Genomic DNA, 22762 nt, shown 5'->3' with positions numbered 1-22762 from the left:
GTTATAGTTTTTTCGGGGCAAGACGCTATGGTTGGCCTAGATTGCTGCGATCGAGCGAAGAGAACGTGTTGCACACGGGCTTCGGGAGGATCGGTGTCCACCACATGGGACGCGCGCGCCGAGGTGGTCGTCCTCGGCTTCGGCGCGGCGGGCGCGTGCGCGGCGATCGAGGCCGCCGCGGGCGGCGCGGACGTGCTGGTGGTGGACCGGTTCAGTGGCGGCGGCACCACCGCGATCTCCGGCGGCGTGGTCTACGCCGGTGGTGGCACCAGGATCCAGTCCGCGGCCGGGGTGGGCGACTCGGTCGAGGCCATGCACGCCTACCTGCGTGAGGAGGTCGGCGACGCGGTCTCCCCGGAAACCCTGCGCCGCTTCTGCGCGACCAGCGCCGACCAGCTGGACTGGCTGCGCCGCCAGGGCGTGCCGTTCGAGGGCAGCCTGTGCCCGTACAAGACCTCCTACCCGGACAACCGCTACTACCTGTACTTCTCGGGCAGCGAGAACTCCGGCGCCTTCCGCCGCTACGCCGTGCCCGCCCCGCGCGGCCACCGCGCCAAGGGACCGGGCACCTCGGGCGCGACGCTGTTCGCCGCGCTGGCGGCCTCGGCCCGCAGGCACGGGGCGCGGGTGCTCACCCAGACCACGGCCGAACGGCTGATCGTCGAACGCGGCCGGGTCACCGGAGTCACCTGCCGGACCCTGGCCCGCGCGCCGCGCCGGATCCGCCTGGCACACCGCCTGTTGAGCCGCTACGCCGCCAAGCCCGGGGTGTACCTGCCCTGGCTGCGCGGGATCCTGCACCGGCAGGCCGAGCGGCTGGAACGACGGCACGGCAGGCAGCTGCGGATCGGCGCGGGCCGGGGCGTGGTGATCGCCACCGGAGGGTTCGCCGCGAACCGGGCCATGCTCGCCGAGCACGCGCCGGACTACCGCGGCGGGCTCGTCCTGGGCACGCCGGGAGATGACGGCTCCGGCATCCGGCTCGGCGTGGCGGCCGGCGCGGCGACCGGACTGCTGGACCGGGTGTCCGCGTGGCGTTTCCTCAGCCCGCCCAGCGCCTTGCTGTCCGGGCTGCTGGTGGATCGCGCAGGTGCCAGGGTGATCGACGAGTCCCGCTACGGCGCGGCGGTCGGGGAGGCGCTGATCACTCGGCACCAGGGCCGCGGCTGGCTGCTGGTGGACGCGGAGATCCTGGCCGAGGCCCGCCGCCAGCTGCGACGGCAAGCGCTGTGGTTCCAACGGATCCAGGGCTACGCGCAGCTCGCCGCGCGGGTGGCCGGGCCGACCCTGGAGTCGGTGGCCGCCCGCGCCGGGATCGACCCGGCCGGGCTGCGCGCCACCGTCACCGCCCACCACGACCGGGTGCGCCGCCGCGCCGCCGACCCGACCGGACGGCCTGCCGAGCTGTCCAGGGAGCTCCGGCCGCCGTTCTCGTTGCTGGACATGTCGATCCGCAACCGGCTCAACCCGTGCCCGATGCTGCCACTGGGCGGACTGGTGGTGGACGAGCGGACCGGGGCGGTGCGCAGGCCGGACGGCTCGGCCATCGCCGGACTGTACGCGGCCGGACGGTCCGCGGTCGGCATCTGCTCGCGTTCCTACGTCAGCGGCCTCTCCCTGGCCGACTGCGTGTTCTCCGGCCGCCGCGCCGGAGCCCACCTCGCCGCCACCAGGAGGTCCGGTGCTCACCGCTGACCAGCGCGCCGACGCGGCCGCTCAGTTGCGCGCCGCCGAGCTCGACCGAAGACCGATCGGCCCGCTGGTGCGCAGCCACCGCGGCATCGACGTGGTGGACGCCTACCAGATCCAGCTGATCAACGTCCGGCGGCGGCTGGCGGAGGGCAGGCGGGTGCTCGGGCACAAGGTCGGCCTGTCCTCGGCGGCCATGCAGCAGATGATGGGCGTCACCGAACCGGACTACGGGCACCTCCTGGACGACATGGCGCTGTCGGAGGAAAAACCGGTGGCCGCGGACCGGTTCTGCCGGCCCAGGGTGGAGGTCGAGGTGGCCTTCATCCTCGGCGAGGACCTGCCGCCGGGTTGCACCGAGGCCGAGGTGCTGGCCAGGACCGCCGCGCTGGCCCCGGCCATCGAGCTGATCGACAGCCGGATCACCGACTGGCGGATCAGCCTGCCGGACACCGTGGCCGACAACGCCTCCTCGGCCGCGTTCGTGCTCGGCGCGGCCCGCGTCCCACCGTCCCATGTGGACATCCGTGGCATCTGGGCCACGCTGTTCCGCAACGGCGAGGTGCTGGCCAAGGGACGCAGCGACGCGGTGCTGGGCAACCCGGCGACCGCGGTGGCCTGGCTGGCCGGGAAGGTGGCCGGCTTCGGCGTCCGGCTGCGCGCCGGGGACGTGGTGCTGCCCGGCTCCTGCACCCGCGCCTACGACGCCCGCCCCGGTGACACCTTCCGGGCCGAGTTCGCCGGACTCGGCGCGGTGTCCCTGAGCTTCCAGGAGGGTTCGGCATGAGCAAGGCGGCCGCCGCCATCGTCGGCTCCGGCAACATCGGCACCGACCTGCTGTACAAGCTGCTCCGCTCGCCGGTGATCAGTCCACAGTGGATGGTCGGCATCGACCCGGCCAGCCCAGGGCTGAAACGGGCCGCGGACCTGGGCCTGGCGACCACCACCGACGGCGTGGACTGGCTGCTGGCCCAGCCGGACCGGCCCCGGCTGGTGTTCGAGGCGACCTCGGCCGCGGTGCACCGGGCCAACGCGCCGCGCTACGCCGAAGCCGGGATCACCGCCATCGACCTGACCCCGGCCGCGCTCGGCCCGGCCATCGTGCCGCCGGTCAACCTGGGCCTGCACCGGGAGGCGACCAACGTCAACCTCACCACCTGCGGCGGCCAGGCCACCATTCCCATGGTGCACGCGGTGTCCAGGGTGGTCCCGGTGCGCTACGCCGAGATCGTGGCCAGCGTTGCCTCGGTCTCCGCCGGGCCCGGCACCAGGGCCAACATCGACGAGTTCACCCGCACCACCGCCAGCGGCATCGAGCGGATCGGCGGCGCGGAACGCGGCAAGGCGATCATCGTGCTCAACCCGGCCGATCCGCCGATGGTCATGCGGGACACCGTGTTCTGCGCGATCCCCGAGGACGCCGACCGGGCCGCGATCACCGCCTCGGTGCTGGCCATGGCCGAGGAGATCGCCGGGTACGTGCCCGGCTACCGGCTGCTCAACGAACCCCAGTACGACGATCCCAGCCCGGCGACCGGCGGCATGGCTCGGGTGACGGTGTTCCTGGAGGTGGAGGGCGCGGGGGACTTCCTGCCGCCGTACGCCGGGAACCTGGACATCATGACGGCCGCCGCGACGCGGGTCGGCGAGCAGTTGGCGGAGGTGTTGTCGTGATCGACGTCCGGGTGACCGACACCTCGCTGCGGGACGGCTCGCACCACAAGCGGCACCAGTTCACCGGCGAGGAGGTCCGCGCGATCGTGGCCGCGCTGGACGGGGCCGGGGTGCCGGTGATCGAGGTGACCCACGGCGACGGGCTCGGCGGCTCCTCCTTCGCCTACGGCTTCAGCCACACCCCCGAACAGGACCTCATCCGCATCGCCGCCGAGACCGCGACCAGCGCCCGGATCGCGTTCCTGATGTTGCCAGGGGTCGGCGTCACCGACGACATCCTCGCGGCCAGGGACAACGGCGCGCGGATCTGCAGAATCGCGACACATTGCACGGAAGCGGATATCTCGGTTCAGCACTTCGGCCTGGCCCGCGACTGGGGCCTGGAGACCGTCGGCTTCCTGATGATGGCGCATTCCCAGCCGCCGGAGGCCCTGGCCAAGCAGGCGCGGATCATGGCCGACGCCGGGTGCCAGTGCGTCTACGTGGTCGACTCGGCAGGCGCGCTGGTGCTGGAACAGGTCAGCGACCGGGTGGCGGCGCTCGTCGACGAGCTCGGCGAGGACGCGCAGGTCGGGTTCCACGGGCACGAGAACCTGGGACTCGCGGTGGCCAACTCGGTGGCCGCGGTCCGTGCGGGCGCACGGCAGATCGACGGTAGCGCGCGCAGGTTCGGCGCCGGGGCCGGGAACACGCCGACCGAGGCGTTCACCGCGGTGGCCGACAAGCTCGGTTTCCGCACCGGCATCGACTTCTTCGCCATCGCCGACGCCGCCGAGGACGTGGTCCGCCCAGTCATGCCCGAGGAGTGCCTGCTCTCCCGGCTGGCCCTGGTGATGGGCTACACCGGCGTCTACTCCAGCTTCCTCAAGCACGCCGACCAGGTGGCCCGCCGCTACCAGGTCCCCGGCGCGCAGATCCTCCTCCGCGCGGGCCAGCGTCGGCTGGTCGGCGGCCAGGAGGACCAGCTGATCGACATCGCCCTGGAGCTCCAGCGAGAGAACGGGATCACGTCATGACCGAGCAGGTGACCGCCGCCGTCCGCGAGCTGCTGCCCGCGCTGCGGGACCGGGCGCAGGAGGCCGAGGACCTGCGCCGGATCCCCGCCGAGTCCATCAAAGCCTTGCAGGAGAACGGGTTCTTCAAGCTGCTGCAACCCACCCGCTACGGCGGGGCGGCGGCCAACCCGCTGGAGTTCTACCAGGCGGTCGCGCTGATCGCCGCCGCCTGCGGCTCCACCGGCTGGGTGGCCTCGGTGCTCGGCGTGCACCCGTGGCACATCGGCCTGTTCGACGACCGGGCGCAGCAGGAGGTGTGGGGCGAGAACCAGGACACCCTGGCCTCCTCCTCCTACGCCCCGGCAGGGCGGGCCACGCCGGTGGACGGCGGGTTCCGGTTCAGCGGCCGGTGGAGCTTCTCCTCCGGCTGTGACCACGCCACCTGGGTGCTGCTCGGCGGACTGGTGCTCGGCCCGGAGGGCAAACCGGTGGACTTCCGGACCTTCCTGCTGCCGATCGCCGACTACTCCATTGTGGACGTCTGGGACACGGTCGGGCTGCGCGGCACCGGCAGCAACGACATCCTGGTCGAGGACGTGTTCGTGCCCGAGCACCGCACCCTGAGCTTCAGCCACACCGCGAAGTGCGTGTGCCCCGGCCAGGAGGTCAACCCGGAGCCGATCTACCGGCTGCCCTACGGCACCGTGCACCCCTACGCGATCACCGCGCCGATCATCGGCATGGCCCGCGGCGCCTATGAGGAGCACGTCGGGCACACCAAGGCCCGGCTGCGGGCGGCCTACCTCGGTGAGAAGGCCGCCGAGGACCCGTTCGCGCAGGTCCGCATCGCCGAGGCGGCAGGCGAGATCGACGCCGCCTGGCAGCAGCTGAAGTCCACTGTGGACGAAGAGATGGCGCTGGTCGAGGCCGGTGAGCGGATTCCGGTGACGCTGCGGCTGCGGGCCAGGCGGGACCAGGTGATGGGCACCGGGCGGGCGATCGCCGCGATCGACCGGCTGTTCGAGTCCGCCGGTGGCAAGGCGATCAACAACGGTCTGCCCATCCCGCGCTTCTGGCGGGACGCGCACGCCGCGCGGGCACACGCGGCCAACGACCTGGAACGCGCGCTGGTGATGTTCGGCAAGCACGAGCTGGGCATTCCGGTGCGGGACGGGATGTTCTGATGACCGCGCAGGTGCTGAGCTTCGAGTCCACCAGCGAGTACGCCGAGGTCGGCGGGCTGCGGCTGCACTACCACCAGGCCGGGCCCGCCGACGGCCCGCCGCTGGTGCTGCTGCACGGCGGTGGACCGGGCGCGAGCTCGTGGAGCAACTTCGGCCGCAACCTGCCGGTGTTCGCCCAGCGGCACCGGGTGATCATGCTGGACCAACCGGGTTTCGGACACTCGGCGAAACCGGAGATCACCGGGCACTACTTCACCTTCAGCGCGGACGCCCTCCTGGCGCTGCTGGACCACCTGGGCATCGGACGCACGGACCTGCTCGGCAACTCCCTCGGCGGCGGCACCGCGGTCCGGTTCGCGCTGCGGCACCCGGCGCGGGCCGGGCGGCTGGTGCTGATGGCACCGGGAGGGTTGGGGCTCAACGTGTTCGCGCCCGACCCGACCGAAGGCGTGAAGAAGCTGGCCAAGTTCGGCGCGCCGCCGGGGCCAAGCCGGGAGAAGCTGGCCGACTTCCTGCGCACCCTGGTCTTCGACCCGGCGCTGGTCACCGATGAGCTGGTGGAAGAACGGTTCGCGGTGGCCAGCGCGCCGGAGTCGTTGCGCGCCATGGCATCCATGGGCAAGTCGTTCTCCAGTCCGGACAGCTTCGAGGACGGCATGCTGTGGCGGGAGGCGCACCGGCTGCGGCAACGGGTGCTGCTGGTGTGGGGCCGGGAGGACCGGGTCAACCCGCTGGACGGGGCGCTGCTGCCGCTCAAGCTGATCCCGCGCGCGCAGCTGCACGTGTTCGGCCGGTGTGGGCACTGGGCGCAGCTGGAGAAGTTCGCCGAGTTCAACCGGTTGGCGCTGGACTTCCTCGGGGAGGACTGATGGGCATCCGATCGCTGGCCTACCTGCGCATCGAGGCGACCGACCTGCCGAAGTGGCGGGAGTTCGGGCTCAAGGTGCTCGGCATGGTCGAGGGCAAAGGCGCTGACCCGGACGCGCTGTACCTGCGGATGGACGACTTCCCGGCCAGGTTGGTGATCCTGCCCGGGGAACGGGACCGGCTGGCCGCCGCGGGCTGGGAGGTGGCCAACGAGGCCGAGCTGACCGAGGTGGCGGCGCGGCTGGATGCGGCTGGTGTGCCGGTGAAGCCGGCGGAGAAGGCCGAGCTGGCCGACCGCCGGGTCACCGGGATGATCAGTTTCGAGGACCCCTCCGGCAACACCCTGGAGATATTCCACGGCGCCGCGCTGGAACACCGGCGGGTGGTCAGCCCGTACGGGCACCGGTTCGTCACCGGCGAGCAGGGCCTCGGGCACGTGGTGCTCTCCACCCACGACGACGCGGCCGCGCTGACCTTCTACCGGGACGTGCTCGGTTTCCGGCTGCGCGACTCGATGCGCCTGCCGCCACAGCTGGTCGGGCGGCCGGCGGACGGGGAACCGGCCTGGTTGCGGTTCTTCGGCTGCAACCCGCGCCACCACAGCCTCGCCTTCCTGCCGATGCCCACCCCGTCCGGGATCGTGCACCTGATGGTGGAGGTGGAGGAGCCCGACGACGTGGGGCTGTGCCTGGACCGGGCGTTGCGGCGCAAGGTGCCGATGTCGGCGACCCTGGGACGGCATGTCAACGACCTGATGCTGTCCTTCTACATGAAGACCCCCGGCGGGTTCGACGTGGAGTACGGCTGCGAGGGCAGGCAGGTGGAGGACGAGACCTGGATCGCCAGGGAGAGCACGGCGGTCAGCCTGTGGGGACACGACTTCAGCATCGGCGGGCCACCGTCGTGACCGTGCACAGTGGACTGACCCCGGCCCGGTTCCGCGCGGTGCTCGGCCACTTCTGCACCGGGGTGGCCGTGGTGACCGCGCCGGGACCGGTCGGGTTCGCCTGTCAGTCCTTCGCCGCGCTGTCCCTGGACCCGCCGCTGGTGCTGTTCTGCGCGGGCAAGGAGTCCCGGTCGCTGCCGGTGATCCGGGCGGCCGGGGTGTTCGCGGTGAACGTGCTCGCCGGGGAGCAGCAGGGACTGTCCACTGTGTTCGGTCGCAGTGGGCCGGACAAGTTCGCCGGAGTGGACTGGAGTCCGACGGAGAGCGGATCGCCGTTGCTGGCCGGGGTGCTGACCTGGGTGGACTGCGTGCTGCGGACCGAGCACGAGGCCGGGGACCACGTGATCGTGGTCGGTGAGGTGCGTGCGCTGGGACCGGTCAACGACGGGCGGCCGCTGCTGTTCTACCGGGGACGGTACGCGGCCACCGACGGCGGCGGTGAGCCGTCGGGACCGTTGGAGGAGCTGGTCACCTGGCCCCGGCCGACCGACTGGGTGTGAAGCCGAGAAGCTCGGTGAGGCGGGCGAGGTGCTGCTCCGGGCTGCCGAACAGCTGGGCGCTGCCGTGCGCGCGTTTGAAGAACAGGTGCGCCTCGTGTTCCCAGGTGATCGCGATGCCGCCGTGCAGCTGGATCATCTCACCGGCCACTGTGGACAATGCCTCGGAGCAGTGCACCTTGGCCAGGGCGGCCGGTGCGGGGCCGGGGTTGAGCAGGGCGTGCAGGGCGGCCGAGCGGGCGGTCTCCACGGTGAGGTGCAGGTCGGCGAGGCGGTGCTTGATCGCCTGGAAGGAGCCGATCGGGCGGCCGAACTGCACCCGGGTCTTCGTGTAGTCGACCGTGCGGGCCAGGGCTTCGGCGGCGATCTCGGCCTGCTCGTAGGCCAGCAGCGTGACCGCCAGGTCGCGGAGCGCGCCGGGGTCGGCCGGGCCGAGGTGCTCGGCCGGGGTGTCGGCGCACTCGACGGTGGCCAGCGGGCGGGTGGGGTCCAGGGCGTAGGAGTCCACGCGGAAACAGGTCCTGGGCAGCAACAGCGCCGGACCGGTGCTGGTTCGGGCCAGGACCAGGGTGAGGTCACCGTCCAGGACGTAGTGCGCGGTGCCGGTCAATGTGCCGTCGTAGGCGCAGGCCGGAGTGTCCCAGTGTCCTTCGTGGTCGGTCCAGGCCAGGGTCGCCGGTTCGCCGGCCGCGATGCGGGGGAGCAGGCGGGCGCAGGCCTCCTGGTTTCCGGTGGCCAGGATGGCCTGGGCGGCCAGCGTCGAACTGAGCAACGGGTTGGGGGTGAGCCGGAGCTCGCCGAGCGCGACCGCCACCTCGGCCGGGCCGCCGCCCTGGCCGCCGTAGGTGTCCGGAATGGACAGTCCGAGGTCGATTTCCCGGCGGCCCCGGGAGAGCGCGGAGCGGATGGCGGCGCGCAGGGCCAGTTGTTCCTCGGTCAGTCCCAGGTCCATGGTTCCTCCGTGAGCGCGGCCAGCACCCGGCCGCGGTGGTGGTCCTGGGTGCCCCAGCTGGTGCGCAGGGCGCGGACCAGGGTGAGCCAGCGGCTGAGCGGATATTCCCGGGTGTAGCCGATCGCGCCGTGCAGTTGCAGCGCGGTCCTGGCGGTGCGGTGCGCGGCCTCGGCGGCGGCGACCCTGGCCGCGGAGACGTCGCGGGCGGTCAGGGTGAGCGCGGCGGCGTTGGTGAGGGGGCGGGCCAGTTCGAGGGCCACGTGGGTGTCGGCGAGGCGGTGCTGGACCGCCTGGAACGCGCCGATCGGACGGCCGAACTGGGTGCGGGCCTTGGCGTGCCGGAGGGTGAGCTCCAGCATGCCGCGGGCGGCGCCGAGCAGTTGCGCGGCGGTGGCCAGGGTGGCGAGGTTGAAGGCCCGCGCGGCGGCTTCGCGGACGGCGGGGCCGGTGGCGAGGGGTTCGGCAGGCGTGATGTGGTGGAGGTGACGGCGGGGGTCGACGGAGGCTTGTGCCGGGCCGGGTTCGCCCGCGGCGAGGGTGTCCCCGTCGAGGTGGAAGTAGCGGTCGGCGGCCAGCGCGAGTGGCGCGTGGGGCGGCATCACCAGCGCTGCCCGGGTGCCGGAAACCAGTTCGGCCAACAGTTCTGGGTGCTGGCTCAGCAGCACCGGTAGGGCGGCCAGGGTGTCGGCGAGTGGGCCGGGGACGGCGTGGTGGCCCAGTTCCTCCACCGCCACCACCAGGTCGATCGGCTCCGCGCCCAGCCCGCCGTGCCGCTCCGGGATCAGCAGCGCCGGGACGCCCAGCTCGACCAGGGCAGGCCACGGGTCCGCGGTGGCGTCCAGGGCGGTGTGCAGGGACTTGGCGAACTCGGTCTGCTCCGGGGTGAGGGCGAATCTCATCGCGGGCTCCTGGGCAGGCCGAGCAGGCGTTCGGCCACCACCGTGCGCTGGATCTCGTTGGTGCCCGCGTAGATCGGCCCGGCCAGCGCGAACAGCCAGCCGTGGGACCACTCGCCGTCCAGCTCGGCCTCCGCGCCCAGCAGCTCCAAGGCGGTCTCGTGCAGGTCCAGGTCCAGCTCCGACCAGAACAGCTTGCCTGCACTGGACTCCGCGCCCAGCTCACCGCCCTCGGCCAGGCGGGTGACGGTGGCCAGGGTGTGCAGCCGGTAGGACTGCGCGCCGATCCAGGCGTCCACCACCCGGTCCCGCAGGCCGGGGTCCTCCCTGCGCTGCCACAGTTCCACGAGTTTGCGGGCGGTGGCCTGGAAACGGCCGGGGCTGCGCAGGGACAGCCCGCGTTCGTTGGCCGAGGTGCTCATCGCCACCCGCCAGCCGTCTCCCGGCGCGCCAAGGACATCGACGTCCGGCACGAAGACCTCGTCCAGGAAGATCTCGGCGAAGCCCGGTTCGCCGTCCAGTTGCGGGATCGGGCGCACGGTCACGCCGGGGGCGCGCAGGTCGAACAGGAAGTAGGTCAGGCCGCGGTGGCGCTCGGCGGCCGGGTCAGTGCGGAACAGGCCGAAGGCGCGGTCGGCGAAGGCGGCCCGCGAGCTCCACGTCTTCTGCCCGGACAGCAGCCAGCCGCCGTCGGTTCGCCTTGCCCTGCTACGGATCCCGGCCAGGTCGCTGCCCGCCTCGGGTTCGGACCAGGCCTGCGCCCACACCTGCTCGGCACTGGCCATCGGCGGTAGCAGGCGGCGCCGTTGCTCCTCGGTGCCGTGCGTGAACAGGGTGGGGGCCAGTAGGAAGATGCCGTTCTGGCTGACCCGGACCGGTGCGCCCGCGGCGTAGTAGGCCTCCTCGAACAGCAGCCAGTGCAGCAGCGAGGCGTCCCGGCCGCCGAACTCCTTGGGCCAGCTCACCACCGACCAGCGGTGCCGGGCCAGCGTGCGTTCCCAGTCGCGGTGGGCGGCGAACCCCTCCGCCGTGTCCAGTGACGGCAGCCGCCCGGGGGTGTGCGCGGCCAGCCATTCCGTTGCCTCGGCCCGGAAAGCGCGGGACTCGGCGTCCAGGGTCAGGTCCACCTCAGCCGCCCGCGCGCATCGACCGGGCGTCCAGACCCGCCAAGGCGTCCGGGCTGGTCTCCGCGTTGTGCGCGTGCGCCAGGTGGTGCAGGCCGAACACCGAGTCCATGCCGGCCCGCTGGCCCATCAGGTCCTCGCACTGGTTCACCGCGCGCTTGGCCAGCGCCAGCCCGAACTGCGGCATCCGGGCGATCCGCTCGGCCAGTGCGAACGTGGACTCGGCCAGCTCGGCGCGCGGCACCACCCGGCTCACCATGCCCCACTCGTAGGCGCGGGCCGCGCTGAACCGGTCCCCGGTGAACAGCACCTCCTTCGCTGCCCTGGGACCCAGCGCCCACGGGTGCGCGAAGTACTCCACCCCGGGAATGCCCATGCGCACCACCGGATCGGCGAAGAACGCGTCCTCCGCCGCGACGATCAGGTCGCACACCCAGGCCAGCATCAGCCCGCCCGCGATGCACGCGCCCTGCACCATCGCGACCATCGGTTTGGGGATCTCCCGCCAACGCCGGCACATGCCGAGGTAGACCTCCATCTCCCTGGCATACCGGCGATCCCCGCCCTCGCGGTCGGTGTGGTCCCACCACAGCACGGCTTTCCGGTCGAACGCGGTGTCCGCGTCCCGGCCGGGACTGCCGATGTCGTGGCCCGCGGAGAAGTGCTCGCCCGCACCGGCCAGCACGATCACCTTGACCTCGGGATCGTTGACCGCGCGGGCGAACGCCTCGTCCAGGGCGTAGGTCATCGCCGAGTTCTGCGCGTTGCGGTACTCCGGGCGGTTCATCGTGACCACCGCCACCGCGTCCCTGCGGACGTACTCGACCACCATCAGCTCTCCTCGCGCAACCGCTGTTTGAGCACCTTGCCCGCGGCGTTCCTGGGCAGCGAGGCCCGGAACTCCACCGTGCGCGGCACCTTGAAGTTGGCCAGCCTCGCCTTGCAGAACCCGATGACGTCCGAAGTGGACAGTCGAGCGCCGGGACTGGTGACCACGACCGCGTGGCCCACCTCGCCCAGGCGCTGGTCCGGCACCCCGATCACCGCCGACTCGGCCACCCCGTCCAGCCTGGACAGGGCCTGCTCGACCTCGGCGGGGTAGACGTTGAAGCCGCCGCAGATGTACATGTCCTTGAGCCGGTCGGTGATGGTGAGGTAGCCACGTTCGTCCACCCGGCCGAGGTCACCGGTGTGCAGCCAGCCCTCGGCGTCCACCGCGGCCGCCGTCGCGACCGGATCGTCCAGGTAGCCCAGCATCAGGTTGGGGCCGCGCAACAACACCTCGCCGTTGGGTGCCAGCCGCAGCTCGAACCCGGCCGCCGGACGGCCGCAGGTGGTGGCCACGGTGACCGGATCGTCCTCGGGACGGCACATGGTGGCCACCACCGCCTCGGTCAGCCCGTACGCGGTGAGCACGGTGTCGAAGCCCAGCTCAGTCCGCATCCGCTCCACCAGCCGCACCGGCACCACCGCCGCCCCGGTCACCGCCAGCCGCAACGAGGACAGGTCCGCCGAACGGGGGTGGTCGAGCAGGGACTGGTAGATGGTGGGCGCGCCGGGCAGCACGGTGATCCGCTCCCGCTCGATCAGCCGCACCGTCTCCGCCGGGCGGAACACCGCCTGTGGCACCAGGGTCGCGCCGGTGAGCAGGCAGGCCAGGATGCCGATCTTGTAGCCGAAGCTGTGGAAGAACGGGTTCACCACCAGGTACCGGTCGCCCGCGCGCAACCCGGCCAGCTCGGCCCAGGCCGCCGCCACCCTCAGCGACTGGCGGTGCGCGCTCATCGCGCCCTTGCTGCGGCCGGTGGTGCCGGAGGTGAACAGGATGTCGCTGACCTCGTTGCCCCGCACCGACTCCGCCCGCTCCGTCACCTCGGCCAGCGGCACCGGTGAGCCGGACAACCCGGGTGCGGCCGGGTCGGCCGGGAGGCGCAACACGGTGCGCAGACCCGGTGGCAGGCCCACTTTCTCCAGTTCGGCGAGGTGGTCCACGCCGAGGAACTCCTCGGCCACCACCAGCGCCCTGGCCCCGCTGCGCCGGAGCAGGTCCTGGGTTTCCGTTGCGGTGAAACGGGTGTTGACCGGAACCAGGGTGCCGCCCGCGTACAGCGCGCCCAGCGCGGCGACCACCCAGTGCGCGGTGTTCGGGCCGAGCACCGCCACCCGCTCGCCGGGAGCCAGGCCCGCGCCGAGGAACACCCCGGCCGCGGTGCGCACCCGGCCCAGCAGACCGGTGAAGTTCCAGCGCACCTCGCCGTCCACCACGGCCTCGGCCGCGCCGAACCGCTGCGCCGCCGAGTGCAGCGCCGCGGGGATGGTGCTGGGATTCACCGAACACCTCCAAGCAAGTGCTTGGTAGGCTAGCCTACGCAGGTCGGTGCGCCTTGAGAAGCCTGGAGGCCGACATGGATCCGTTCCGGCGCTCGGTCAGGGACTGGCTCACGGCCAACCTGACCGGCGATTTCGCGGCCCTGCGCGGACTTGGCGGCCCCGGCCGCGAGCACGAGGCATTCGAGCAGCGGCTGGCCTGGGACCGGCACCTGGCCGCGGCGGGCTGGACCTGCCTCGGCTGGCCGGTCGAGCACGGCGGACGTGGCCTGCCGGTGGCCCAGCAGGTGATCTTCCACGAGGAGTACGCGCGAGCCGAGGCCCCGGCCAGGGTGAGCCACGTGGGCGAGGAACTGCTGGGGCCCACGCTGATCGCCTTCGGTTCACCCGAACAGCGGCAGCGGTTCCTGCCCGGCATCGCCGCAGTGCGCGAGCTGTGGTGCCAGGGCTACTCCGAACCGGAGGCCGGTTCCGACCTGGCCGCGGTGCGCACCTCAGCCCACCTGGACGGCGGCGAATGGGTGGTCACCGGCCAGAAGGTGTGGACCTCGCTCGCCCATCTGGCCCAGTGGTGCTTCGCGCTGGTGCGCACCGAACCCGGGTCGCGGCGGCAGGCCGGGCTGTCCTACCTGCTGATCCCGATGGACCAGCCCGGCGTGCGGGTGCGGCCGATCCGGCAGCTCACCGGCACCGCCGAGTTCAACGAGGTCTTCTTCGAACAGGCCCGCACCCCGGCGGAACTCGTTGTGGGCCAACCGGGTGACGGTTGGCGGGTGGCCATGGGCACCCTCGCCGTGGAGCGGGGCGCGGCGACGCTGGGGCAGCAGGTCGGGTTCGGCAACGAGCTGGCCGCGCTGGTCGAGGTGGCCAGGCAGACCGGCGCGCTGGCCGAGCCCGGCATCCGGGAACGGTTGACCAGGGCCTGGATCGGACTGGAGGTCATGCGCGCGCAGGCGCTGCGCACCATGTCCGGTCCGGGCACCGGGTTCGAGGCCTCGGTGGCCAAGCTGTGCTGGTCCCGCTGGCACCGGGGACTCGGCGAGCTGGCGATGGCGGTGCGCGGCGGGGCCGGGCTGACCGCGCCCGGTGACCTGGACCGGTGGCAGCGGCTGTTCCTGTTCAGCCGGGCGGACACCATCTACGGCGGGTCCGACGAGATCCAGCGCAACATCATCGCCGAGCGGATTCTGGGGCTGCCCAAGGAGGTTCGGCCGTGAAGCCACCAGCGGGACACGGGCTGCTGACCGGCAAGGTCGCGGTGGTCACCGCCGCCGCCGGCACCGGGATCGGGTCGGCCACCGCGGAACGCTGCCTGCTGGAGGGCGCGGCGGTGGTGGTCAGCGACTGGCACCAGCGGCGACTGGCCGAGACGGTCGAGCGGCTGGCCGCCGAGCACGGCGAGCAGGTCACCGGCATTCCCTGCGACGTCACCGACGAGAGCCAGGTGCAGGCCCTGTTCACCGGCGCGGCTGTCCACTTCGGACGGATCGACGTGGTGGTGAACAACGCCGGCCTCGGCGGCACCGCCTCGGTGCTGGAGATGACCGACGAGCAGTGGCAGCGGGTCCTCGACGTCACCCTGAACGGGACCTTCCGCTGCACCAGGGCCGCGCTGCGGCTGATGGTCGAGCAGGGCGGCGGCGGCGCGATCGTGAACAACGCCTCGGTGATCGGGTGGCGCGCCCAGGCAGGGCAGGCGCACTACGCTGCGGCCAAGGCCGGCGTGATGGCGTTCACCCGGTGCACCGCGCTGGATGTGGCCCAGCACGGGATCCGGGTGAACGCGGTCGCGCCCAGCCTGGCCGCACACCCCTTTCTGGCCAAGGTGACCAGCGACGAGCTGCTCACCGAACTGGCCGGGCGGGAGGCGTTCGGCCGGGCGGCGCAGCCCTGGGAGGTGGCCACCGTGATGGTGTTCCTGGCCAGCGACTACGCCACCTACCTCACCGGCGAGGTGCTGTCGGTGAGCAGCCAGCACCCGTGAGAAGGAGAGCAGTGACAGCGAAACGTGCCCCCGAGAGCGGATCGCAGCGCCGCGCGGAACTGCTCGCGCTGGCCGCGCGGCTGTTCGCCGACCGCGGCTACCGGGCGACCACGGTCCGCGACATCGCCGACGCGGCAGGCATCCTCTCCGGCAGCCTGTACCACCACTTCGACTCGAAGGAGTCGATGGCCGATGAGATCCTGCGCAACTTCCTCGACGAGCTCTTCGGCCGCTACCGGGAGATCGAGGCGGGCGAGCTGGGGCCGCGGCAGCGCCTGGAACAGGTGGTGATCACCTCCTTCGAGTGCATCGACGCCCACCACGCCGAGGTGGCGATCTACCAGAACGAGGCCAAGCACCTGGCCCAGCAGGAACGCTTCGCCTACCTCGGTGACCACAACGTGGAGTTCCGCAAGCTGTGGGTCGGCATCCTGGAGGACGGGGTGCGCGCCGGGGTGTTCCGGCCGGACCTGGATGTCGAGCTGGTGTACCGGTTCGTCCGGGACACGGTGTGGGTCGCGGTGCACTGGTACCGCCCCGACGGCGCGCTCTCCGCAGGCGATGTGGCCCGGCAGTACCTCGGCATCCTGCTCGAAGGCATCGCCACCCGGCGGCGCCCGGTCCGAAAGTCCTAGTCACAAGGAGGATCCCCGTGCCCGAGGCGTACCTCATCGACGCAGTACGCACTCCGGTCGGTCGCCGGGGCGGCGGACTCAGCACGATCCACCCGGCTGACCTGGGCGCCCACGTGATCACCGCCCTGTTCGAGCGCACCACCGCCGATCCGTCCGAAGTGGACGATGTGATGTTCGGCTGCGTGGACACCATCGGCGCCCAGGCCGGCGACATCGCCCGCACCGCCTGGCTGGTCGCGGGCTACCCGGAGCAGGTGCCGGGCGTGACGGTGGACCGCCAGTGCGGCTCCAGCCAGCAGGCCCTGCACTTCGCCGCCCAGGCGGTGATGAGCGGGACGGCGGACCTGGTGGTGGCGGGCGGGGTGCAGAGCATGAGCCGCATCCCGATCGGCTCGGCGATGACCGTCGGCGAACAGTTCGGCGACCCCAGCCCGACGGCCCTCTCACCCGGCTGGGCGCACCGGTACGGCGATGAGGAGCTGTCCCAGTTCCGGGCGGCGGACCACATCGCGGTGCGGTGGGAGATCAGCCGAGCGGAGATGGAGGAGTTCGCGCTGGCCAGCCACGAGCGGGCGGTGACGGCGCGGGCGGAGGGACGGTTCGACTGCGAGATCGTGGACTGCGGCGAGCTGACCGAGGACGAGTGCCCGCGCCCGGACACCTCGTTGGCGCGGATGGCCGAGCTGAAACCGTTGCGGGACAACGGTCGGATCACCGCGGCGTTGTCCAGCCAGCTGGCGGACGGGGCCAGCGCGGTGCTGGTGGCCTCGGAAGATGCGGTGCGGCGCTTCGGATTGCGGCCCCGGGCGCGGGTGCACCACCTGTCAGCGCGGGGGGCGGATCCGGTGGCGATGTTGACCGCGCCGATCCGGGCCACCCGGCATGCGTTGCGGAAGGCGGGGATGGGGGTGGCGGACATTGACCTGTTCGAGGTCAATGAGGCGTTCGCGAGTGTGGTGCTGGCTTGGGCGCGGGAGTTGGGGGTGCCGTTGGGGAAGGTGAACGTGAATGGCGGGGGGATCGCGTTGGGGCATCCGATTGGGGCTACGGGGACGAAGTTGACGGCGACGTTGTTGAACGAGCTGGAGCGGAGTGGGGGGCGGTTCGGGTTGCAGACGATGTGCGAGGGTGGGGGGCAGGCGAACGTGACGATCATCGAGCGGCTGGGGGAGTGACTGGGGTCTGCCCGTCCGGCGAGGACATTCTTTTGGTCTTGGGTTTTCAAGCAAGAGCAACAGTCAAGAGCGTCCTCGCCGGACGGGCAGAGATCAAAGCATGGGGGGGAAAATCAAAGTCACAGTCAAAGGCCAAGACGCAGGCGGGTCTTGAGGTTCCCCATGCCCGTCAACCTTCCGAAATCGAACCACATCCCAGCGAGCAGCCGCCGTTGCGTGGCGTGGCTTTGGCGGCGGTTGCTGTGAGCGTCTGCTCGCTGGGATGTGGTGCGATGTCTCCAGGTTGACGGGCATGGGGAACCTCAAGACTTCGGGCAAGTTTTCGAAAAGCCAGCCCGTCGCTTGGTTCGCTGGGCTTCGCCCGTGCGGTCGTGGTGGTTCTAGGCTGGGGTGAAGTAGTCGCGGGGGTTGGTGATCAGCATCTGGTCGATGTCGGCTTGGGAGACGCCCTGGGCGAGCAGGGCGGGGATGACCGTGTCGGAGAGGTAGTCGTAGCGCCAGTTCGGCAGGATCTGTTCCTTGAGGCCGGGTGGGAACCAGTCGATGTGACTGCAGCTGTCCTGGGACAGGACCATGCGTTCGGCGTAGCCCGCTTCGCAGAGGGCGCGGACGGTTTCGATCCGCTGGTCGGCGGGGAGCATCAGGTCCAGGCCGAAGCGGTCCATGCCGAGGTAGGAGCCGTTGTCCGCCAGGCGTTTCAGCAGGTCCAGGTCGGCGGTGTCGCCTACGTGGCCGAGGATCACGCGGGAGAGGTCGACGCCTTCTGACTTGAGCAGGGCCTGGACTTCTCGCGGGGTGTCGTTGGTGGTGCTGGTGTGCACGGTGATCGGGGCGCCGGTGTGGTGGTGGGCGGCGATCACCGCGCGCAGGACCCTGGTGACGTCCGGGGTGAGGCCGTGCAGGTCGGCGGCGCACTTGAGGAAGGCGGCGCGGACGCCGGTGCCGGCGATGCCTTCGGTGAGGTCGTGGATGAACAGCGGGATCAGCGGGTCGTCGCCGCCGAGGATGGTGCCGGGGCCCCGGTGGTGCAGGCTCAGGGGCACGTCGCGGTAGGTGTACAGGCCGGTGGCGACGATGATGTTGAGGTCGGGGACCCGTGCCGACACCCGGAGCAGGCGGGGCAGGTCGCGGCCGAGGCCGAGGACGGTGGGGTCGGCGATGGTGGTGATGCCGGTGGCGTGCAGGGCGCGCAGGCGGGTGGCGGCGGCCTCGACCTCGGCTTCCTCGTCCCACAGGTGCGGGTAGTTGGCCATCAGCTCGGTGTCCTGGACGAACACGTGCTCGTGCATCAGGGTCCGGCCGAGCTGGTCGAGATCCTTGGCGCCGCTGACGGTGGGCACGGTGGGCATGTCCTTCTGCATACCAGCCGGGCGGGTGTGGTGCGATGGGCCGGCACGGTCAAGGAGGCGGTATGACGAGTCAGCGGGCGGGGCAGGTGCTCGGCGCGAACCTGCGGGAGCGGCGGGAGGCGCTGGGCATATCCCTGTCGGAGCTGGCCCGCCGGTCCGGGATCGCCAAGGGCACGCTGTCCCAGCTGGAGTCCGGGTCGGGCAACCCGACCATCGAGACAGTGTTCAGTTTGTCGAACGCTTTGGATGTGCCGGTGTCGGACCTGCTGACCGAGGCGGTCGATCCGGACGTGGTGGTGGTGCGCTCGGCCGACCTGGAGGTGCTCAGCGGGGAGGCGGTCGACCTGCGGCTGCTGCGCCGGATCGAGCACGGCGGGGCGGTGGTGGAAGTCTACGACCAGCGGGTGCGGCCGGGAGTGGTGCAGGAATCCGCAGGTCATCCCGGGTTTGAGCACACCGCGGTGGTGACCGGGACGCTGCGGGTGACCGTGCACGGGCGGGCGCACGAGATCGGACCGGGGGACTATGTGAGCTTCCGGGCCGGGACGCCGCACCAGTACGCCGCGGTGGACGGCGAGGTGCGGTCGGTGCTGTTGCTGGAGCATCCGGCGGAGTAGTCGCCGTTGACGGCGGCGAGCGCGGGACCTAGCCTCGGGATCGTTCATTTTACTGAACGGTGGGAGGTGGGTGTGCAGCCGGACGTCGTGGTGGTCGGGGCGGGGATGGTCGGGGCGGCGTGCGCCTACGCGCTGCGGCGGGCCGGGTTGCGGGTCGAGGTGCTGGATCGCGGGGCGCCGGCTTCGGGGACCACGGCGGCGGGGGAGGGGAACGTGCTGGTCTCGGACAAGGAGCCGGGGCCGGAACTGGAGCTGGCGGTGGAGTCGCGGCGGCGGTGGCCGGAGCTGCTGGCGGAGCTGGGGCGGGCGGCGACCGGGGCGAGCGGCGCGGCGGCCGGGCTCGGTGGTGCGGCGGCTGAGTCGGGCGGTGCGCTGGCTGGGCAGGGCGGTGCGCTGGCTGGGTCGGGTGGCGGGGCGGCTGGAAGCGGCGGCTCGCTGGCTGGGCCGGTTGGTGACGCGGCGTTGGCCGAGCTGGCCGGGGTCGAGTGGGAGGCCAAGGGCGGGCTGACCGTGGCCACCGGCGACCCGGGGCCGCTCTACGACTTCGCGGCGGCGCAGCGGGACGCCGGGGTCGACGCCAGGGTGGTGGACGATCCGTGGGCGCTGGAGCCGCACCTGACCCGGCGGGTCACCGGGGCCGTGCACTACCCGGAGGACGCCCAGGTTCAGCCGGTGCTGGCGGCGATGGCGTTGTTGCGGGGGATTCCGGTGCGGACCGGGCTGACGGCGCTGGGGCTGGTGTCCGGTGGGGTGCTGACCAGTGCCGGGGTCATCCGGTGTGGGGCGGTGGTGAACGCCTGTGGGCCGTGGGCCGGGGAGTTCGCGGCGCGGGCCGGCGCGCCGATCAGGGTGTTGCCGCGGCGGGGCATGGTGCTGGTGACCGGGCCGTTGCCGGATGTGGTGGCGCACAAGGTTTATGACGGCGACTACGTCGGGGCGGTGGCCAGCGGGGAGGCCGCGTTGCAGACCTCGGCGGTGGTGGAGGCCACTCGGGCGGGGACGGTGTTGATCGGGTCCAGCCGGGAGCGGGTGGGGTTCGACGACACCGTGCGGGTGCGGGTGTTGCGGGAGCTGGCGGTCAAGGCGATGGCGTTGTTCCCGGTGCTGGGCGGGGTGCCGGTGATGCGGGCCTACGGGGGTTTCCGGCCCTATGCGCCGGATCATCTGCCGATCATCGGGGCGGATCCGCGGGTGCCCGGGTTGTGGCACGCCACCGGGCATGAGGGAGCGGGGATCGGGTTGGCCCCCGCGACCGGGGAACTGTTGGCGGACTTGGTGCTGGGGCGGGCACCGCGGGTGGATCCGCGGCCGTTCCGGGTGGATCGGGCGGCGGTGCTGGGATGAGCGGGCGGGGCCGGACTGTCCAGGTGGTCGTGGACGGGGTGGCGGTTGAGGCGGTGGCTGGGCAGAGCGTGGCGGGGTTGTTGATCGGGATGGGGCGGGCGTCCTGGCGGAGCACTCGGCGGGACGGGCGGCCGCGCGGGGTGTTCTGCGGGATCGGGGTGTGTTTCGACTGCCTGGTCGTGGTGAACGGGGTGCCGGATGTGCGGGCCTGCCAACGGGTGCTGGCCGACGGCGACGTGGTGCGGGTGCAGGACGGCGCGGAGATCGCGGAGGTGTGATGGACCGGGTGGTGGTGGTCGGCGCGGGGCCCGCGGGGCTGGCGGCGGCGTGGGCGGCGGCTTCCGCTGGGGTGCCGGTGTTGTTGGTGGACAGCGGGTCCGCGGTGGGTGGGCAGTACCGGCGGCAGTCGGGGGTGCGGGCGGCGCGGGTGCCTGCGCATCCGTTGATTGAGTGGTGGCCGGAGACCTCGGTGTGGGCGATGGAGCCGGTGGCGGGCGGGCATCGGTTGCGGTTGCAGACCGGGGCCGCGGACGCGCCTGGCCGGACCATGTCCACTGTGGACACTCGGGCGCTGGTGGTCGCCACGGGGGCCTACGACCGGGTGTTGCCGTTCCCCGGGTGGGATCTGCCGGGGGTGTACACAGCGGGGGCGGCGCAGGCGCTGGCCAAGGGGCAGGGGGTCGCGGTCGGGCGGCGGGTGCTGGTGGGTGGGACCGGGCCTTTTCTGCTGCCGGTGGCTGGGTCGCTGCTTGAGGTGGGTTCCCGGGTGGTGGGGTTGGTGGAGGCCAACGGGGTTTCCGGTGCGGTGGGGTGGGCACGGGATCCGTTGGGGGCCTTGGGGAAGCTGGGCGAGCTGGCGGGGTACGGGGCGGTGCTGGCGCGGGGGCGGGTGCCGGTGCGGTTCGGCGCCGCGGTGGTGGCCGCGCACGGGGACTCCCGGGTGGAGGCGGTGACGGTGGCCCGGCTGGATGCCGGATGGCGGGTGGTGGCCGGGAGCGAGCGGGTTGTTGAGGTTGACGCGGTGTGCCTGGGGTTCGGGTTCACCGCGCAGCTTGAACTGGCCGTCTCGGCCGGGTGCCGGATCCAGGACGGGGCCGTGCTGGTCGACTCCGCGCAACGGACCTCGGTGCCGGGGGTGTTCGCGGCGGGCGAGGTGACCGGGATCGCCGGCGCCGGGCCCGCCTCGGCCGAGGGCACGGTGGCCGGATGTGCCGCCGCGGCACGGCTGGGGCGGAAGGTCGCGGCACCGGCGGCGGCGCTGCGGCTGGTGCGGGACGGGCGGCGGTTCGGGCGAGCTTTGGCCGCCGCCCATCCGGTGCGGAACGGTTGGCGCACTTGGCTTTCCGCGGACACCGTGGTGTGCCGGTGCGAGGACGTCCGGATGTCCGACTTGTGTGCCGCGCTGGCACAGGGTGCGCTGGGCATGCGGGCGGTGAAGCTCGTCAGCCGGGCCGGGCTCGGGCTGTGTCAGGGCAGGGTCTGCGGACGCAACGTCGGGGAGCTCGCCGGCACCCCGTTCACGCAGAACCGGCCGATCGCGGTACCGGTGCGCCTGAGTGATCTGGCCGCCGTCGAGGACGAGGAGGAGCTGAGTTGAGCACGGAGAAGCTGGACGGCGTGATCGTGGCGACCGCGTTGCCCTACGCCGAGGACCCCGCCGCGCCCGCCGGACTGCGGCCCGACCTGGACCGCTACGCCGAGCACTGCCGCTGGCTGGTGGCCAACGGCTGCCGCGGCGTCGGACCCAACGGCTCGCTCGGCGAGTACTCCTCGCTCACCGACGCCGAACGCCGCGCGGTGGCCCGCACCGCCATCGAGGCGGTGGGGGACAACGGGATCGTCGTGGTCGGCGTGCACGGCGCGGGCGCGCACCAGGCCCGGCACTGGGCCGAGCTGGCGGCCGAGGACGGAGCGCACGGCGTGTTGTGCCTGCCGCCGACGATGTACCGGGCCAACCCCGGCGAGGTGCTGCACCACTTCGCCGAGGTGGCCAAGGCCGGACTGCCGATCATGGTCTACAACAACCCGATCGACACCAAGGTCGACCTCACCCCCGCGCTGCTCGCCGAGATCGCCCAGATCGAGCACGTGGTGGCGGTCAAGGAGTTCTCCGGCGACGTGCGGCGGGTGCTGGAGATCAGGGAACAGGCGCCGGAGCTGACCGTGGTGGCCGGGGCCGACGACGTGGTGCTGGAAAGCCTGTTGATGGGCGCCACCGGGTGGTTCGCCGGGTTCCCCAACGTCTTCCCCGCCGAGTCCGCCCGGCTCTACCAGCTTGCCACCCAAGGGAAACTGGCCGAGGCCAGGGCGCTGTACGAGCCGCTGGTGGCCGCCTTCCGGTGGGACTCGCGCACCGAGTTCGTGCAGGCCATCAAGTACGGCATGGACCACGTCGGCCGCTACGGCGGACCCTGCCGCCCGCCCCGCGGACCGCTCGCCCCCGCCCAGCTGGACCGGTTGCGCGCGGACATGGACCGGGCCGTCGACTCGCTGCGGGCGGGCTGAG

Annotated in this window: 23 protein-coding genes; 17 read left to right on the top strand and 6 right to left on the bottom strand. The window is 72.2% G+C overall.

Annotation, left to right across the window (positions count from 1 at the left end):
* Nucleotides 1–93: 93 nt before the first annotated feature.
* The 8 genes from N8J89_RS29405 to hsaB are packed head-to-tail and all read left to right on the top strand — an operon-like array spanning nucleotide 94 to nucleotide 7855.
* Complete coding sequence (locus N8J89_RS29405; protein ID WP_283660245.1) at nucleotides 94–1695, top strand: FAD-binding protein; 1602 nt, start codon at nucleotides 94–96, stop codon at nucleotides 1693–1695.
* On the top strand, nucleotides 1682–2476 hold the full coding sequence (locus N8J89_RS29400) for a 2-keto-4-pentenoate hydratase (protein ID WP_283660244.1): 795 nt from the start codon (nucleotides 1682–1684) through the stop codon (nucleotides 2474–2476). Before N8J89_RS29405 ends, N8J89_RS29400 begins: the two co-directional genes overlap by 14 nt.
* On the top strand, nucleotides 2473–3363 hold the full coding sequence (locus N8J89_RS29395) for an acetaldehyde dehydrogenase (acetylating) (protein WP_283660243.1): 891 nt from the start codon (nucleotides 2473–2475) through the stop codon (nucleotides 3361–3363). The genes N8J89_RS29400 and N8J89_RS29395 overlap by 4 nt, the downstream gene beginning before the upstream one ends.
* A complete protein-coding gene (gene dmpG, locus N8J89_RS29390; protein ID WP_283660242.1) occupies nucleotides 3360–4379 on the top strand; it encodes a 4-hydroxy-2-oxovalerate aldolase in 1020 nt (339 codons plus the stop codon). The genes N8J89_RS29395 and dmpG overlap by 4 nt, the downstream gene beginning before the upstream one ends.
* Nucleotides 4376–5542 (top strand): 3-hydroxy-9,10-secoandrosta-1,3,5(10)-triene-9,17-dione monooxygenase oxygenase subunit, encoded by a 1167-nt coding sequence (gene hsaA, locus N8J89_RS29385; protein ID WP_283660241.1) that lies wholly within the window; start codon nucleotides 4376–4378, stop codon nucleotides 5540–5542. Before dmpG ends, hsaA begins: the two co-directional genes overlap by 4 nt.
* Complete coding sequence (hsaD, locus tag N8J89_RS29380) at nucleotides 5542–6411, top strand: 4,5:9,10-diseco-3-hydroxy-5,9,17-trioxoandrosta-1(10),2-diene-4-oate hydrolase (protein WP_283660240.1); 870 nt, start codon at nucleotides 5542–5544, stop codon at nucleotides 6409–6411. The genes hsaA and hsaD overlap by 1 nt, the downstream gene beginning before the upstream one ends.
* Entirely contained in the window at nucleotides 6411–7316 is a 906-nt protein-coding gene (gene hsaC, locus N8J89_RS29375; RefSeq protein WP_283660239.1) for an iron-dependent extradiol dioxygenase HsaC, read from the top strand. Before hsaD ends, hsaC begins: the two co-directional genes overlap by 1 nt.
* Nucleotides 7313–7855 carry a 3-hydroxy-9,10-secoandrosta-1,3,5(10)-triene-9,17-dione monooxygenase reductase subunit gene (gene hsaB / locus N8J89_RS29370; RefSeq protein ID WP_283660238.1) on the top strand — a complete coding sequence of 181 codons (543 nt, stop codon included), beginning with the start codon at nucleotides 7313–7315 and terminating at the stop codon, nucleotides 7853–7855. The genes hsaC and hsaB overlap by 4 nt, the downstream gene beginning before the upstream one ends.
* Here hsaB and N8J89_RS29365 read toward each other — a convergent pair.
* The 5 genes from N8J89_RS29365 to N8J89_RS29345 are packed head-to-tail and all read right to left on the bottom strand — an operon-like array spanning nucleotide 7824 to nucleotide 13155.
* Nucleotides 7824–8804: an acyl-CoA dehydrogenase family protein gene (locus tag N8J89_RS29365; RefSeq protein ID WP_283660237.1), complete on the bottom strand. Its 981-nt coding sequence runs from the start codon at nucleotides 8802–8804 to the stop codon at nucleotides 7824–7826. The genes hsaB and N8J89_RS29365 overlap by 32 nt on opposite strands.
* On the bottom strand, nucleotides 8789–9703 hold the full coding sequence (locus tag N8J89_RS29360) for an acyl-CoA dehydrogenase family protein (protein ID WP_283660236.1): 915 nt from the start codon (nucleotides 9701–9703) through the stop codon (nucleotides 8789–8791). The genes N8J89_RS29365 and N8J89_RS29360 overlap by 16 nt, the downstream gene beginning before the upstream one ends.
* Nucleotides 9700–10827, bottom strand: a complete 1128-nt coding sequence (locus N8J89_RS29355) for an acyl-CoA dehydrogenase family protein (protein ID WP_283660235.1) — start codon at nucleotides 10825–10827, stop codon at nucleotides 9700–9702. The genes N8J89_RS29360 and N8J89_RS29355 overlap by 4 nt, the downstream gene beginning before the upstream one ends.
* A 1-nt stretch (nucleotide 10828) precedes the next feature.
* Nucleotides 10829–11656 carry an enoyl-CoA hydratase gene (locus N8J89_RS29350; RefSeq protein ID WP_283660234.1) on the bottom strand — a complete coding sequence of 276 codons (828 nt, stop codon included), beginning with the start codon at nucleotides 11654–11656 and terminating at the stop codon, nucleotides 10829–10831.
* Nucleotides 11656–13155 (bottom strand): FadD3 family acyl-CoA ligase, encoded by a 1500-nt coding sequence (locus tag N8J89_RS29345; RefSeq protein WP_283660233.1) that lies wholly within the window; start codon nucleotides 13153–13155, stop codon nucleotides 11656–11658. The genes N8J89_RS29350 and N8J89_RS29345 overlap by 1 nt, the downstream gene beginning before the upstream one ends.
* 74 nt (nucleotides 13156–13229) lie before the next feature.
* On the opposite strand from N8J89_RS29345, the gene N8J89_RS29340 reads away from it, so the two are divergent.
* From N8J89_RS29340 to N8J89_RS29325, 4 genes are read left to right on the top strand one after another with little or no spacing between them, the layout of a single operon-like run.
* A complete protein-coding gene (locus N8J89_RS29340) occupies nucleotides 13230–14369 on the top strand; it encodes an acyl-CoA dehydrogenase family protein (protein ID WP_283660232.1) in 1140 nt (379 codons plus the stop codon).
* A complete protein-coding gene (locus N8J89_RS29335) occupies nucleotides 14366–15136 on the top strand; it encodes an SDR family oxidoreductase (protein ID WP_283660231.1) in 771 nt (256 codons plus the stop codon). The genes N8J89_RS29340 and N8J89_RS29335 overlap by 4 nt, the downstream gene beginning before the upstream one ends.
* Nucleotides 15137–15147: 11 nt before the next feature.
* Entirely contained in the window at nucleotides 15148–15771 is a 624-nt protein-coding gene (locus tag N8J89_RS29330; protein WP_283660230.1) for a TetR/AcrR family transcriptional regulator, read from the top strand.
* A 17-nt stretch (nucleotides 15772–15788) separates the two neighbouring features.
* Nucleotides 15789–16946 (top strand): acetyl-CoA C-acetyltransferase, encoded by a 1158-nt coding sequence (locus N8J89_RS29325; protein WP_283660229.1) that lies wholly within the window; start codon nucleotides 15789–15791, stop codon nucleotides 16944–16946.
* 380 nt (nucleotides 16947–17326) lie between these two features.
* On the opposite strand, the gene N8J89_RS29320 is transcribed toward N8J89_RS29325, so the two are convergent.
* Nucleotides 17327–18295: a phosphotriesterase family protein gene (locus N8J89_RS29320; RefSeq protein ID WP_283660228.1), complete on the bottom strand. Its 969-nt coding sequence runs from the start codon at nucleotides 18293–18295 to the stop codon at nucleotides 17327–17329.
* Between the two features lie 62 nt (nucleotides 18296–18357).
* On the opposite strand from N8J89_RS29320, the gene N8J89_RS29315 reads away from it, so the two are divergent.
* From N8J89_RS29315 to N8J89_RS29295, 5 genes are all read left to right on the top strand, one after another.
* The gene (locus tag N8J89_RS29315; RefSeq protein WP_283660227.1) at nucleotides 18358–18912 is read left to right on the top strand and encodes a helix-turn-helix domain-containing protein; all 555 of its coding nucleotides are present in this window, start codon (nucleotides 18358–18360) and stop codon (nucleotides 18910–18912) included.
* Between the two features lie 105 nt (nucleotides 18913–19017).
* Complete coding sequence (locus N8J89_RS29310; protein ID WP_502868505.1) at nucleotides 19018–20256, top strand: NAD(P)/FAD-dependent oxidoreductase; 1239 nt, start codon at nucleotides 19018–19020, stop codon at nucleotides 20254–20256.
* On the top strand, nucleotides 20253–20534 hold the full coding sequence (locus N8J89_RS29305) for a (2Fe-2S)-binding protein (protein WP_283660225.1): 282 nt from the start codon (nucleotides 20253–20255) through the stop codon (nucleotides 20532–20534). Before N8J89_RS29310 ends, N8J89_RS29305 begins: the two co-directional genes overlap by 4 nt.
* Nucleotides 20534–21853, top strand: coding sequence for an FAD-dependent oxidoreductase (locus N8J89_RS29300; protein WP_283660224.1), 1320 nt, complete (start codon nucleotides 20534–20536; stop codon nucleotides 21851–21853). Before N8J89_RS29305 ends, N8J89_RS29300 begins: the two co-directional genes overlap by 1 nt.
* Complete coding sequence (locus tag N8J89_RS29295) at nucleotides 21850–22761, top strand: dihydrodipicolinate synthase family protein (RefSeq protein ID WP_283660223.1); 912 nt, start codon at nucleotides 21850–21852, stop codon at nucleotides 22759–22761. The genes N8J89_RS29300 and N8J89_RS29295 overlap by 4 nt, the downstream gene beginning before the upstream one ends.
* Nucleotide 22762: the final 1 nt, after the last annotated feature.

Origin of the sequence: Crossiella sp. CA-258035 (assembly GCF_030064675.1) — a bacterium.
Lineage (GTDB): Bacteria > Actinomycetota > Actinomycetes > Mycobacteriales > Pseudonocardiaceae > Crossiella.
This window is presented reverse-complemented; position numbering and strand designations above follow the sequence as displayed.